General features: G+C 68.2%; 13 protein-coding genes. 7 read left to right on the plus strand and 6 right to left on the minus strand.

Going from position 1 to position 13,917, the window contains the following annotated elements; genetic code table 11:
* Positions 1-78: 78 nt before the first annotated feature.
* The gene (locus B7R22_RS04300) at positions 79-981 is read right to left on the minus strand and encodes an SCO6745 family protein (RefSeq protein ID WP_116410578.1); all 903 of its coding nucleotides are present in this window, start codon (positions 979-981) and stop codon (positions 79-81) included.
* 78 nt (positions 982-1,059) lie between these two features.
* Between B7R22_RS04300 and B7R22_RS04305 the strand changes: the two genes are divergently transcribed.
* Positions 1,060-2,070: a carbohydrate kinase family protein gene (locus B7R22_RS04305; protein ID WP_253258873.1), complete on the plus strand. Its 1,011-nt coding sequence runs from the start codon at positions 1,060-1,062 to the stop codon at positions 2,068-2,070.
* A gap of 66 nt (positions 2,071-2,136) precedes the next feature.
* Positions 2,137-3,033 (plus strand): maltokinase N-terminal cap-like domain-containing protein, encoded by an 897-nt coding sequence (locus B7R22_RS04310; protein WP_116410579.1) that lies wholly within the window; start codon positions 2,137-2,139, stop codon positions 3,031-3,033.
* Positions 3,034-3,068: 35 nt separating this feature from the next.
* On the opposite strand, the gene B7R22_RS20420 is transcribed toward B7R22_RS04310, so the two are convergent.
* The 5 genes from B7R22_RS20420 to B7R22_RS04335 form a co-directional block, all read right to left on the minus strand.
* Positions 3,069-3,476, minus strand: a complete 408-nt coding sequence (locus tag B7R22_RS20420) for an iron chelate uptake ABC transporter family permease subunit (RefSeq protein WP_216363392.1) — start codon at positions 3,474-3,476, stop codon at positions 3,069-3,071.
* A 220-nt stretch (positions 3,477-3,696) separates the two neighbouring features.
* On the minus strand, positions 3,697-4,680 hold the full coding sequence (locus B7R22_RS04320) for a beta-ketoacyl-ACP synthase III (protein WP_116410580.1): 984 nt from the start codon (positions 4,678-4,680) through the stop codon (positions 3,697-3,699).
* A gap of 71 nt (positions 4,681-4,751) precedes the next feature.
* Positions 4,752-5,984, minus strand: a complete 1,233-nt coding sequence (locus tag B7R22_RS04325) for an acyl-CoA dehydrogenase family protein (RefSeq protein WP_253258874.1) — start codon at positions 5,982-5,984, stop codon at positions 4,752-4,754.
* Between the two features lie 68 nt (positions 5,985-6,052).
* Positions 6,053-7,003, minus strand: coding sequence for a ferritin-like domain-containing protein (locus tag B7R22_RS04330; RefSeq protein WP_116410582.1), 951 nt, complete (start codon positions 7,001-7,003; stop codon positions 6,053-6,055).
* A 107-nt stretch (positions 7,004-7,110) separates the two neighbouring features.
* Positions 7,111-8,445 (minus strand): LPXTG cell wall anchor domain-containing protein, encoded by a 1,335-nt coding sequence (locus B7R22_RS04335; protein WP_116410583.1) that lies wholly within the window; start codon positions 8,443-8,445, stop codon positions 7,111-7,113.
* A gap of 446 nt (positions 8,446-8,891) precedes the next feature.
* On the opposite strand from B7R22_RS04335, the gene B7R22_RS04340 reads away from it, so the two are divergent.
* From B7R22_RS04340 to murA, 5 genes are all read left to right on the plus strand, one after another.
* The gene (locus B7R22_RS04340; RefSeq protein WP_116410584.1) at positions 8,892-9,746 is read left to right on the plus strand and encodes a DUF4097 family beta strand repeat-containing protein; all 855 of its coding nucleotides are present in this window, start codon (positions 8,892-8,894) and stop codon (positions 9,744-9,746) included.
* Positions 9,743-10,363 carry a PadR family transcriptional regulator gene (locus B7R22_RS04345; protein ID WP_116410585.1) on the plus strand — a complete coding sequence of 207 codons (621 nt, stop codon included), beginning with the start codon at positions 9,743-9,745 and terminating at the stop codon, positions 10,361-10,363. The genes B7R22_RS04340 and B7R22_RS04345 overlap by 4 nt, the downstream gene beginning before the upstream one ends.
* A gap of 77 nt (positions 10,364-10,440) precedes the next feature.
* Entirely contained in the window at positions 10,441-11,913 is a 1,473-nt protein-coding gene (gene leuC, locus B7R22_RS04350; RefSeq protein ID WP_116410586.1) for a 3-isopropylmalate dehydratase large subunit, read from the plus strand.
* A 3-nt stretch (positions 11,914-11,916) separates the two neighbouring features.
* Positions 11,917-12,513: a 3-isopropylmalate dehydratase small subunit gene (gene leuD, locus B7R22_RS04355; RefSeq protein WP_116410587.1), complete on the plus strand. Its 597-nt coding sequence runs from the start codon at positions 11,917-11,919 to the stop codon at positions 12,511-12,513.
* Between the two features lie 13 nt (positions 12,514-12,526).
* A complete protein-coding gene (gene murA / locus B7R22_RS04360; protein WP_116410588.1) occupies positions 12,527-13,915 on the plus strand; it encodes a UDP-N-acetylglucosamine 1-carboxyvinyltransferase in 1,389 nt (462 codons plus the stop codon).
* Positions 13,916-13,917 lie beyond the last annotated feature (2 nt).

Genomic DNA, 13,917 nt, shown 5'->3' on the forward strand with positions numbered 1-13,917 from the left:
GCGACGGGCTGAGCGGGGGCGCTTGGGGCGCCGCGCGGGGGCGCGCGGGCGGCGCGGGCCCCGGTGCCGCGGGGCGCGTCAGCGCGGGGTGGGGCCCGCGAGGATCGTCGCGCCCGACGGGTCGGCCGCCGCGTCCCAGGGGGTCGGCATGCCGATCGGGTTCGGCTGCGGGTAGAGCGGCGCGCAGGCGTTGGCGAGGGGGGCGAGCGCCGCCGCGACCGCTGCGAGCCGGGCATCGCTGAGGCCCGACCAGGGGGTGGTCGCGAGGCGGTTCGTCAGCTGCTCGGCGCGGTCGATCGTGTCACGGCCGGCGGAAGTGATGAGGCCGTCGGAGTCGAGCATCCCGCGGTCGACGAGGTCGGACTGTTCGTCATCCCACTCCTCGTCGCTCCAGCCGCGCGACCGCTTCATCGACGAGGTGTCGAGGTCGAGGCCGCTCCGCAGAACGACGGTGGTGAGGCCCGCGATGTTCTCGGTGACCAGGGCGAGCACATGACCGTCGCCGCGGTGCTCGCGGAGGGTGGCCGTCGCCTGCCAGAGGTCGCGGTACGGGTCGCCGGTGGCGGTGAGGGCGCGGTTCGCTGCGGCGAGCGGACGCCCGATGGTGTCCACTTCGGCCGCGATGGGGGCGAGGGCCGCGACGGCGCGGGCCGCGACATCCTCGTCGGGCACCAGGGTTCGGAGGGTGGATGCCGCACCGGCCGCCCGGGCATCCAGAACTGCGGCGGGCGAAGCGACCGACCACGCAGCGGGCAGCGCGCGCTCGACGAGCATCGGGGCGAACCCGCTGAACAGGGCGGTGACGGGGGCAGCGGACACCGCGCCGAGCGGGGCGGACCGACCCGCAAAGTAGCCGTCCCAGTAGCGTGTCAGGCCGATGGCGGCGAAGGCCGCACGCGACTCCGCCGAGAAGTACGTCACCGCGTGGATGGGTTCGAAGAGGGTCCAGAGCCCTCTGACCAGTGTGTCCCTCGACGTCATCGTTGCCTGCTTCCTCGACTGCACCACGTGGGCCCGTCCGGCCGTGGCCGGTGCCCGAGCCCAGTCTAGGATGGTGGCGTGACCGTCAGCGAAGACCCGCAGCCCCCGTCCGTGCTGGCTTCCGGCGCGCTGCCGCCGGAGGTGCTGGTCCCCGCCGTGCTTGTCCCCGCCGTCCTGGTCATCGGGGAGGCGCTCGTCGACATCGTCGTGCGGGACGGCGACGCGAGTGCCGCAGACGACAGAGCTCCGGTCGTGCATCCGGGTGGCAGCCCGCTGAACGTCGCCTACGGGCTCGCGCGGCTGGGCGTGCCCACGACCTTCCGCGCGCAGGTCGGCTCAGACGAGTACGGGCGGACCATCATCCGGCACCTCGAGCAGGCCGGCGTGGTGCTCGAGCAGGCCACGGCTCTGGATGCCCCGACCTCCACCGCCACGGCGCACCTCGACGCCGAAGGCCGGGCCAGCTACGAATTCGACATCGTGTGGGAGCTCGACCGCGGCGAGATCGCGGACGGCACGAGTATGCTCCACACCGGATCGATCGCGTCGGTGCTGCGTCCCGGGGCCGGCGAGATCCGCCGGTTGTTCGCGGATGCCCGGGCGCGAGGCGACGTGCTGCTCAGTTACGACCCGAACGTCCGGCCGAGCATCACACCCGACAGGGAATCGGTCGTGGCTGATGTCGAAGCGCTCGCAGCGGATGCGCATGTGGTGAAGCTCAGCGATGAAGATGCCGAGTGGCTGTATCCGGGCGTCGATCTCGAGACGGTCGTCTCGCGCTTTCTCGATGCGGGGAGCCTACTCGTGGGTGTGACGCGGGGAGGGGAGGGCTGCCTGCTCGCGGCCCCCGGCGTTCGCGTGGCACTGCCCGCGCAGCCAGTCGAGGTGGTCGACACCATCGGAGCGGGCGATTCGTTCATGTCGGGGATGCTGTATGCGATCCTCCGCGACGGACTCGTGCCCGAGATTCTGGCCGGACGCCTCGACGGTGAGCAGGTAGAGGCCATCGCGCGCACGGCGCTCGAGAGTGCCCGCATCACGGTCTCCCGGGCCGGGGCGCACCCGCCATCGCTCGCCGAGCTCGGTTGACTCGGCGATTTCGGTGAACTCGCTGCAATCTGACGTCCGGGCCGCCCGCGGGCCTACGATCGGGTCATGGCTCTTCTTTACAAAGCGGTACTGACCCCATCGAAACTCGAGCTGCTGCAGGGGTGGGTGCCCGGGCAGCCGTGGTTCAGTGCTGCGGACGAGCCTTCGCGAGGCACGGATGCCTCCAGCGGCGCGTTGGCGCAGGTCGGCTCCTTCCGGTTCGACGACCCCGCGGGTGAGGTGGGCATCGAGACGATGCTGCTCCGGGCGGAGGAGGGGGAGACCGCTGGGCCGGTGCTGCAGGTTCCGGTGACGTACCGCGCGGCCCCGCTCGACGGAGCCGACGCTTCACTGATCGGACGAGTCGAGCACTCGGTGCTCGGCACGCGGTGGGTGTATGACGCCTGCGGTGACCCGGTCTACGCGGCGGTGCTCGCCACGGTCATCCTGAACGGCGGAAGCCACGTCGAGCAGCACTGGGTGGTCGACGGCGAGGAGGTGGCGAAACCGCTCGACACGCTGGTCGAGGGCACGGGCGGGCGAGCGGTGCTCGGCAGCGGTGGGGCGGGGCCCGGTGGGGGCGCAGGCGCGGATGTCGGTGCTATGGACGGAGGTGCTGTGGACGGAGGTGCTGTGGACGGCGGGGATGCGGATGGCGGAGGTGGCGCCGGCGCACACAGTGGTGGGGGCGCCGACGCTGATCCCCGGCCGGAGTCGACCGTGATCGTCGCCGTCGAGACGGGAACCGAGTCGACGCTGATCCGTACCGGCGACCTGGTGATCGAGGTGCTGCGCCGGGTGACCGGCGAGGGTGCGCTGTCTGCTGCCGAGGCGGCGTCTGCCGCCCGCGCCGACTCAGCGGCGGCGATCGCGGGCACGAGCGCAATGCTGCTCGGCCGGTGGCCCGGTGAGCCCGAGCCGCGTCTGTTGGCGAGCGCCACCGCCGCGGCATCCGGGGCCTGATGGAGGTGGCCGGCGGCGCGACCGGCTCGAACGGCTTAAAAGCCCGCTGATAGCCTGATCCGCGCTTCCGGCGCTCCGAAAATCCACCCCGTCCCCGACAGCGAGACCGCCACTTCGGGCCGAGACCGCCGAGTGGAGCTGGCGATCCCGACCGCACCTGGCGGTCCCGAGGGAGGGTCGGGCGGGACGGGCCGAGCGGGAAGGCTCGGGCCGGAGGGCGCGGCGCCCGCTACCTGGCGGCGGCCGTGGCCAGCAGTGGCACGAGCTGGTCGAGCACGACGGGGATGCTCAGCACGCTGGCCGCGCTGTACGCCTTCGTGACCTCGGCGTCGGGGTCGAGGATGACCGAGCAGCCCCGGGTCGCCCAGGGGGTCGCGAGTGATGGCCTGCATGAGGGCCCCGCCGAGGCCGAGCGCGCTGCCGACGAGGAGGGCGAGAAGCATCCGGGGCACCCTGAAGTTGTTGACGAGCAGCAGCAGGAGGAGCAGCAGTGCCAGCAGGAAGAGCGTGCGGCGGCTCGCGGTGGCTGCGACCGCTCCGCACGGGGGAGCTTCTGTGCGCGTGCGCGGCAGAGTCGACGCCACGGTAAGCCTTACCTTACCGTCGGCACCTGTGTTGCCGCCTGTGTCGGCGCCGGGCAGGTGCTGAGTTGAGCGTCGGGTCTCAGGGCAGGCGGAAGACGATTCCCGCGTAGGTGAGTCCCGCGCCGAACCCGACGGAGAGCACGAGGTCACCCGACTTCAGCGTGCCGGCCTCGCGCATGCGCGCGATAGCGATCGGGATCGACGCCGACGATGTGTTGCCCGTCGTGACGATGTCGTCGGCCACGATCAGGTCGTCGCGGGCGCCTGCGTCCTTCACTTTATGGGCGATCGCCTCGACGATCCGGAGGTTCGCCTGATGCGTGACGAGCGCGTCGATGTCCCCGAGGGCGACCCCGGATGCGTCGACGGCACGCAGGGCGACAGGAGCGATCGCGGTCGACGCCCAGCGGAACACCGACTGGCCCTCCTGGAAGATGAACGAGTCGCGGTCCTTGATGTGGATGGTCGACACGAGTTTCTCGGCTGAGCCCCACGCCACCCGGCCGATCTCATCGACCTCGCTCGCCGTCACCACGACGGCTCCCGCGCCGTCGCCGAAGATGATCGCGTTGCCACGGTCGGTCTGGTCCACCCAGTCCGTGAGCTTCTCGGCGCCGATCAGCAGCACGTTCCTCGCGGCGCCGTTCTTGATGGCGCTCGACGCAACACCGAGGCCGTAACAGAACCCTGCGCAGGCGGCATTGAGGTCGAACGAGCCCGGAGCTTCGATGCCGAGTCCGGCGGCGACCTGCGTCGCGGCGTGCGGGATCTGCGACGGCATCGTGCAGGTGGCCACGATGACGGTGTCGATGTCGGCGGGCAGCATCCCGGCATCCTCGAGGGCCATGCGGCCGGCTGTGACAGCCATGGAGACGACGGTCTCGTCGGCGGTCGCGAAACGGCGCTCACGGATGCCGACCCGGCGGGTGATCCACTCGTCGTTGGTGTCGAACGTCTGGGACAGATCGTCGTTCGTGACGATGCGCGAGCCCCTGTCGAAGCCGAAGCCGGCGATGCGGGCCCCGGGCGAGGTGGGGGCGGGAACGATCTGCGCTGTGCTCATCGGATGCTGGCTCCTCTTGGTACGAAGTACCTCGTCAACGATAACGACAATCGCCCCCGTGCGGTGACGGCTCAGGCGAAGGCGGAGACCCCCGTGATGGAACGCCCGATCAGGAGGGCCTGGATGGTCTCGGTGCCCTCGTAGGTGTGCAGCGACTCCAGATCGGCGAGGTGGCGCGCGACCGAGTGCTTCAGCAGGATGCCGTTGCCGCCGAGCAGGTCCCGCGCGTTGGACGCGATGGCGCGGGCGGTTCGCGTGCTGGTGAATTTCGTGAGACTGGCCTGCGTGGCCGTGAGGGCGCTGCGGGCATCCAGAGCCGTCGCCTGGAAGCAGTACAACTGGATCGTGCCGAGCTCGCTCAGCATGCGGGCGAGCCGCTCCTGCACGATCTGCGAAGCGGCCAGGGGACGGCCGAACTGGCTCCGCTGGGCCGCGTACTGCACCGCCGCCTCGTAGCAGGCGGTGGCGTGCCCGAGGGCGGCCCAGGAGACTGAGAGGCGGGTCGCCTGGATGGATCGGGCCGTCTCGCGGAACGAGGTCGCCCCGGGCAGAAGGGCATTCTCCGGCACGAACACCTCACGAAGTACGATGTGCGTCTGCCAGATCGCGCGGAGTGAGGCCTTCTGCTCAATGACCGTGGCCCGGTATCCGGGAGTCTCCTGGTCGACGAGGAAGCCGCGCACCGCCCCGTCGGCCGTTCGTGCCCAGACGATCGTGAGGCCGCCGAGGGAGCCGTTGCCGATCCACTTCTTCTCGCCGTTCAGGAGGTAACCGGCGGTACCGTCCCGGGTCGCCTCCGTCGCGGTGCTCTCGAGCGCCACGGAATCCGAGCCGTGCGTCGGTTCGGTGAGGGCGAAGGCGCCGAACTCCGTCGCGCGGGCGAGGGGTTCGAGCCAGCGGCTCTTCTGCTCGTCGGTGCCGAAGGCCGCGACCGACCGGAGCGCGAGCCCGCCCTGCACGCCGATGAACGCCCCGAGCGAGCCGTCGCCCCGATTGATCTCGAGGTTCACGAGCCCGGCGGCGAGTTTCGACATCGGAGCGAACCCCGGGATGTCGGTACCCTCCCGCAGCAGGTCGAGCTCGCCGAGGCGGCGGGCGAGCTGCGCGGGGAACTCCGCGCGGTCCCAGTAGCCGTCGATCACCGGCAGCACCTCGACCTCGACGAAACCGCGCGCGCGGGCGGCGTAGGCGAGGTCTTCGGCGGGCAGGCCCTCGAACAGCCCGAGGGGATCGGTGTCGAGCGCGGTCGTGAGCTCGTACTCGGGCTCGGTGGTGCCGACTTTGGGTGCGCTTCGCTGGGCCACCTGGTGCTCCATTCAAGAGAGAAGGGCCCCCGCCGAAGCGAGGGCCCTTCCCAGTATGCGGTTGCGGGTTACGCAGCGCCGCCTGAGGTGTTCAGGTCGCCGTTGACGCCGGCCGGGAAGAACCCGCCCTTCTTGACGGCCTTCGGGTTCAGGTAGGCGATGTTCAGCACCTGGCCGGGCGTACGGCTGTAGGTGATGCCGTTCGAGTCGGTCGGAACGAGGTTCGCCTTACCGTTGACCGTGATGCCCTGGTCGAGGCTGGTCGAGCCGTCGAGGCTGTCGCGGGCGGCCGAGATCTTGTTGACCGTGTCGATGACCGCGGGGGTCTCGACGCCGATGCGGTAGAGGCTCGTGCGCACGATTCCGGCGTGGTACGCCTCGACTGAGAGGATGCCCGCAGCGGCTTCGAGGTACGTCTTGTTGGTGACGAGAGCTGCTGCACCCTTGTAGGCGGTGACTCCGACGTCTTCGAAGATGAAGGCACCGATGAGGAAGCTGACCTCGTCGGCATACGGGTCGAAGGTCTGGCCCTGCTTGATCACGCCGGCCGCGACGGCAGCCGAGGTGAAGGCGTCCGAGATGTTGATCGCGGGGCGCGAGACGGCAGCGGAGCCGAGTGCTGCACGCAGGAACGCGACGTGCGCACGCTCGTCGGCCGCGATCTCCTCGGCGTAGGCCTTGATCGCGGGCGTCGCGAACTTGACCTGCTTGCCACCGGTCACCGCACCGACGGTCTGCTTGCCACCGGTGAGGCTCGCGGGCAGACCCGCACCCGTCACGGCGTGCAGGTAGAACTCAGCCTCGAGGTATTCGAGGTTGAGCGCGAAGTTCAGGATCGAACCGTCGCTGATGCCGGCAGCCGAGACGGCGGGGGCCGCGACAGCGCCGGCGGCCGGGGCGAGAACGGCGGCGCCGATGCCGGCGGCACCGATCCCTGCGGCTGCGAGCAGCTTGCGGCGGTCGAGCTTGGTCTCAGCGCTGCGGTTGATGGCGTTGGTGATGAATTTCTCGTCGAACATGTGGAGCTCCAAACGGGTGAGAAGAAGAAAAGAGAAAGGTGTTCAGTGACGCCAGTGGTGAAGCTGACGCCAGTGGTGAAGCTGGCGCGAGAGGTGACGCCGAGGCGTTACGCGTTCGCCTTGCGACGGAAGGCGAAGACCACGCCGGCTCCGACGAGCAGGAATCCACCGGCGAGGGCGCCGATGCCTGATGCGTCGAGACCCGTGTTGGCCAGGCTGCCGGTTCCGCTGCTGCCGGATCCGCTGCCGCCCGATCCGCTACCGCCACCGTTGGCCGGTGTGGTGGGGGTCGGCGTCGGGGTGGGGGTCGGCGTCGGGTCGGCGACGACCGTGAAGGTGCCGGTTGCCACTCGCGCGGAGCGGTCACCCGTCAGGGCGACGGTGTAGTCGCCGACGGGGGCGTTGGCCGCGAGGATGATCGCACCCTTGGCGCTGCCGTCCTTCGCATCAGCGAAGAGCTGGGCGGCCGTGTCGGCACCGGGCAGAACGACGACCGTGCCGGTCGGATCCTTGATGAGGAGCGTGAGCGACTCGGCGGGGCTGAAGCCCGTGGCCGTGAAGGCGATTCCGGTCAGGGCGGTGTTGGAGACGGTGGTCGAGGTCGGGTCGAGCGTGAGGCTCAGCGGGATCAGCGGCACCGGTGCGGTCGCGAAGTAGAACACGATGGCCTGGCGGTCGGCTCCGGGGAGTTCGTTTCCGTCGGCGTCCGTCTGGTAGGTGAGAACGCGGATGCCGTCGGTCTCGACGGTGCCTCCACCGGGCTCGAGGTCGCTGAAGTCAGTGGTGATCGACCACGTCTTGTCGGCCTTGACGGTGGTCTTGCCGGCGCTGTCCTGGTTGCCTGCGCGGCCCGTGTACTGGATCTCGACGGTGGCACCTGGGGTGCCGGTTCCCTTGAAGACCGGGGTGGCCGTGTCGACGGTGCTCAGCTGCTCGGGCGAGGTGACCGCAAACGGATCACCGGGCACGGGTGCGTCCTTGAAGGTGAAGGCATAGGGAGGGAGGGTCGCGACGACGGTTCCTGCTTCGTTGTCCTTCAGCTCCTTGACCGTGACGTTGACCAGGGTCTGACCGGGCGCGAGGGCGCCGAAGTTCGCGATCGCATTCCAGTTGCCGTCGCCGTCGACCTGAACGCCGCCGAAGATGGCGGGCGTGTTCACGGTTCCGTCGGCAGCGGTGTAGTACACCTGCACGGTGTCGCCAGCGTTGAGGTTTGTGCCGGTGAAGCCGGTGAGGCCGGGGCCGGCCTGCGCGACGTTGGTGTCCCCGGCTGCGGGGGAGGTGACGCTGAATTCGCCAGCAGCGAAGGCTGCGGGGGCGAGAGCGAGCGACGGTACGACAGCGAGAGCCGCTGCTGCGCCGAAGATGGCCAGTCTTTTCGCGAGACCGCGCGAAGCCGGTGGCCGGCTCGTGGCGCGCTCAGGTAGGGAAATACCGTGCATGGGTGCTCCTGAAGTGGAATTGACAAAGGAAGAGCGCCCCCTGCGACGGCGACATCGGGAAGAACGTATCCGATGAGACATGCATTTGTCACTTGTTTTTTCATATGTTCACCTTTTTGACTTCAAAGCAGACTTTCAGCTATAAGCACTGTTTGGCGTGTCCACCTTTTTCGGCCTACAGTCAGCTATTCGAACGTATCTTCGAACAAACAGGAGGAGGCGCGTGGTGCAGGTCGACGAGGTGGTGGCCGTCTGGCTGAAGGAGGGGCGGCCGAATCGGCTCGTCTGGGGCTCCCGGAGGTTCCGGGTGACGGACTCGCCGACGCGCCCACCAGCATCTCTGGCAGTTGCTGAGAACGTATGACTGAACTCGCGATATAGCTTGACGCGCAACATCCTGCTGCCTACTCTGGGTAAAACGCGATATAGCTCGAAGGAGAAAGTACATGGCGCTGGAGAAATGGCTCATCGGAGGGCCCAAAGTGATCGACCTCGAACTGGTGCGTTCGGTGAAGATCAGCCTCATCGGCGGCAGGATCGATGTCATCGGCCACGATGAGCCCGGCGCGCGCGTCGAGATCCACTCGGTACAAGGCAAGGACCTGAAGGTGTCGATCGACGACGACCTACTCGAGATCGACCACCCGCAGCTCCGCTGGGACAACTTCATCGACGTCTTCGCCTCCTTCCGGGGAACGGCGAAGGCCGACATCAGCCTGCTCGTCCCTCGCCACATCGCCCTGAAGTTCGGCGTCGTATCGGCGAGTGCCCTCCTCTCGGGGCTGGCGGCCGACGCCAAGGTCAGCACCGTCTCCGGAGACATCGTGATCGACGGGGTCGCCGGCAGCCTCGAGATCAACACGGTCAACGGTGAGGTCTCCGTGCAGAACCACACGGGGCCGATCGTGGCGCACAGCGTCTCGGGCGATCTCACGGTGAGTGGCCGCATCCCGACGTTCTCGGCCGACGGCGTCTCCTCAGCCGTGTTCCTCGACATCACCGGCCCCGTCGACGCCCTGACCAACAACACGGTCTCCGGCGACTTCACCGTTCGGCTCGACGAGGGCTTCGGCGCGCGTTACAACGTGAACACGGTCTCGGGTGTTCTGACCCTCGACGGTTCGACCTTCCGTTCGACGCGCGGCAAGGGCAACAACTTCACCAGCGGCTCGCTCGACGGCCACTTCGTGGAGGTTCGTGCCAACTCCGTCTCGGGCGACATCACCTCGATGAGGAGAGTGGATGCTCCACCGACGACCGGCGAACCGGGGCTCCTGCCTCAGGGCGGAGTGCCCGCGTGAACCCCGTCTTCGGCCACGGTCACCTGCGGCTGTACCTCCTGAACCTCCTCGCTGAACAGCCCCGGCACGGCTACGAACTCATCCAGGCCCTCAGCGACCGCTTCGGCGGCACCTACAGCCCGAGCGCCGGCACGATCTACCCGCGCCTCGCGAAGCTCGAAGAAGACGGCCTGGTCACCAAGTCCACGGATGGCCGGAAGACCGTCTACGAGATCACCGATGCGGGCCGCGCAGAACTGGACTCCCGCCTGCCCGAGCTCTCGAACATTGAAGACAAGGTGACAGACTCGGTACGGATGCTCGCCGACGGCCTCAGGGCAGGCGTGAACGATGCGATGCGAAGCCTCCGTGCCGAACTCGCGGCGGCGGCGCGTGACACGCGCGACGGCGCCGATCAGTCGGCCGCTGCAGCATCGCAGAGCGCTGACGCCGTGCGCACCCTCAACGCGTCGACCCTCCGCGAGGTGGATGTTCTGCTGAACAGCTTTCGCGCGGCCGTTCGCACAGAACTCCGGAAGCGCGCAGCCGACGGAGCACTCGACCAGGCGGCCGTCGCCACCTTCACCTCGGAACTCCGCCGTATCCAGTCCGACCTGAAACAGAGCGTGCGTTACTGACGGTGTCGGCCGGGAATCAATCCGGGGGTGCGCGGTTAGAATGAGCGGATAGATTGCCGCATTCGAAGGTGGGAAGCATGTCGGAGACCAGGGGACTGACCCTCGCAGAGAAAGTCTGGAACGACCATCTGGTCGTCAAGGGTGAAGACGGTGCCCCCGACCTCCTCTACATCGACCTCCACCTCGTGCACGAGGTGACGAGCCCGCAGGCCTTCGACGGCCTGCGGCAGGCTGGCCGCCCGGTGAGGCGTCCCGACCTGACCATCGCCACCGAAGACCACAACACCCCGACACTCGGCATCAACAAGCCGATCGCCGACCTGACGAGTCGCACCCAGATCGACACCCTCCGGGGCAACGCGAAGGAGTTCGGCGTGCGCCTGCACTCGCTCGGCGACGTCGAGCAGGGCATCGTGCACGTCGTCGGCCCGCAGCTCGGGCTCACCATGCCCGGCATCACGGTGGTCTGCGGCGACTCGCACACCTCGACCCATGGCGCGTTCGGTGCGATGGCGTTCGGCATCGGCACGAGCGAGGTCGAGCACGTGCTGGCCACGCAGACCCTGCCGCTGAAGGCTTTCAAGACGATGGCGATCACGGTCGAGGGCGCGCTCCGACCGGGCGTCACGGCAAAGGACATCATCCTCGCGGTCATCGCGAAGATCGGCACCGGCGGCGGGCAGGGCTACGTGCTCGAATACCGTGGATCGGCCATCCGGAGCCTCTCGATGGAGGGGCGGATGACCGTCTGCAACATGTCGATCGAAGCCGGTGCGCGGGCGGGCATGGTCGCGCCCGACCAGATCACGTACGACTATCTCGAAGGCCGCCCGCATGCTCCCGCCGGAGCCGACTGGGACGACGCCGTCGCCTACTGGAACACCCTCCAGACCGACGACGACGCCGTCTTCGACGCCGAAGTGTTCCTCGACGCAGACACCCTCGAACCGTTCGTCACCTGGGGTACGAACCCCGGCCAGGGCGTCTCGCTGAGCGAGAACGTGCCCGACCCGTCGACCATCATCGATGCGAACGACCGGGCGAACGCCGAACGGGCTCTCGAATACATGGCGCTCACCGCCAACACCCCGATGAAGGAGATCGCCGTCGATGCGGTCTTCATGGGGTCGTGCACGAACAGCCGCATCGAAGACCTACGGGCCTTCGCCTCGGTCATCAAGGGGCAGAAGAAGGCCGACAATGTTCGCGTCATGGTCGTTCCGGGCTCTGCCCGGGTGCGCATCGAGGCCGAAGCCGAGGGGATCGACAAGATCGTCGAGGAGTTCGGCGCCGAATGGCGCTTCGCCGGCTGCTCGATGTGCCTCGGCATGAACCCCGACCAGCTTGCGCCGGGTGAGAGGTGCGCATCCACCTCCAACCGCAACTTCGAGGGCCGCCAGGGCAAGGGCGGGCGCACCCACCTGGTGTCGCCGCTGGTCGCGGCCGCGACCGCGATCCGTGGAACGCTGTCGAGCCCGTGGGACCTCGAGCAGGCCCCTGAACTCGCCACCACAGACGAACTCGCCACCACAGCACCGAAGGCGGTCTAGACCATGGAAGCCGTTTCCGTCATCACCGGCATCGCCGCACCGCTGAAGCGGTCGAATGTCGACACCGATCAGATCATCCCCGCCGTCTTCCTGAAGCGGGTCACCAAGACCGGCTTCGAAGACGCTCTCTTCTCCGGCTGGCGCCAGGATCCCGAATTCGTGTTGAACCAGCCCGCGTTCGCCGGGGCGAAGGTGCTCGTCGCCGGCCCCGACTTCGGCACCGGCTCCTCTCGCGAGCATGCCGTCTGGGCGCTTCGTGACTATGGCTTCGCGGCCGTGCTGAGCTCCCGTTTCGGCGACATCTTCCGGGGCAACTCGGGCAAGCAGGGGTTGCTCGCGGCTCAGCTCACCGAGGCCGACATCGAGTCGATCTGGGCCGCGATCGACGCCGAACCCGGCCGGGAGATCACCGTCGACCTGCTCTCGAAGACGGTCTCTGTCGGGTCGCTCACAGTCCCGTTCGACATCGATGACTACACTCGATGGAGGCTGCTCGAAGGTCTTGATGACATCGGGCTCACTCTGCGAAGCGAGGCAGAGATCACAGATTTCGAGAGTCGCCGGCAGAGCTGGCGACCGAAGACCCTCCCAGTGAAGTAGGCAGCACCCTTATATGAACACTCTCCTCCAAGACGCCCAGCTCGTTCTCGACGCACAGAAGGCGGCGGCCCACGTGGGTCTTCTCTCCGACACGATCATCGTGCACGGCGGTCGCCCGCTCCGGGGCCGGATCGACGTGCGCGGCGCGAAGAATCTCGTCACGAAAGCCATGGTCGCGGCCCTCCTCGGTGACACCAAGAGTGTGCTCCGCGACGTGCCCGACATCAGCGACGTGCACGTTGTGTCGCGTCTCCTCGAGATCCACGGCGTCGAGATCACCGGGAGCCCCGAGTCCGGCACCCTCGTGCTCGACCCGGCCAATGTGGCGATCGCCCAGAGCGCCGAGATCGACGCGCTCTCGGGCTCGTCGCGCATCCCGATCCTGTTCTGCGGCCCGTTGCTCCACCGTCTCGGGCACGCCTTCATCCCCGACCTCGGCGGCTGCCGCATCGGTGACCGCCCGATCGACTTCCACCTCGATGCGCTCCGTGCCTTCGGCGCCGTCGTCGAGAAGCTCCCGAGCGGCATCAACATCACCGCGCCCCACGGGCTGAAGGGCGCCAACATCGAGCTGCCCTACCCGAGCGTCGGCGCCACCGAGCAGGTCCTGCTCACCGGTGTGCGCGCCCAGGGCACCACCGAGCTGAAGAACGCGGCCATCGAGCCCGAGATCATGGACCTGATCGCGGTGCTGCAGAAGATGGGCGCGATCATCTCGATCGAGCCGAACCGCGTCATCCTCATCGAGGGCGTCGAGAAGCTCAAGGGTTACGACCACCGCGCGCTGTTCGACCGCAACGAGGCCGCGAGCTGGGCATCCGCCGCCCTCGCCACCAAGGGCGACATCTTCTGCGTCGGCGCGAAGCAGCAGGAGATGATGACCTTCCTGAACGTCTTCCGCAAGATCGGTGGCGACTTCGACATCGAAGAGGACGGCATCCGCTTCTTCCACCCGGGCGGCGACCTCAAGCCCGTCGTGATCGAGACCGATGTGCACCCCGGCTTCATGACCGACTGGCAGCAGCCGCTCATCGTCGCTCTCACCCAGGCGATCGGAACGTCGACCGTGCACGAAACCGTGTACGAGAACCGCTTCGGTTTCACCGACGCTCTCGTCGAGATGGGCGCCGACATCGAGGTGCACAAGAACGGCCTCGAGGGCGGCAACCGCCGCGTTCCCCGTCGTGCGCTCGAGCAGGCCGCGGTCATCACCGGCCCGACCAAGCTGCACGGTGCCGACATCGAGGTTCCCGACCTGCGGGGCGGCTTCAGCCACCTCATCGCAGCTCTCACGGCCCAGGGCACGTCGCGCGTCTCGAACGTCGGGCTGATCAGCCGCGGCTACGGCGACTTCACCGGCAAGCTCAAGAAGCTGGGAGCCGACTTCTCCTTCGAGGCGTAGGC

Source organism: Subtercola boreus (assembly GCF_003399635.1).
Lineage (GTDB): Bacteria > Actinomycetota > Actinomycetes > Actinomycetales > Microbacteriaceae > Subtercola > Subtercola boreus_B.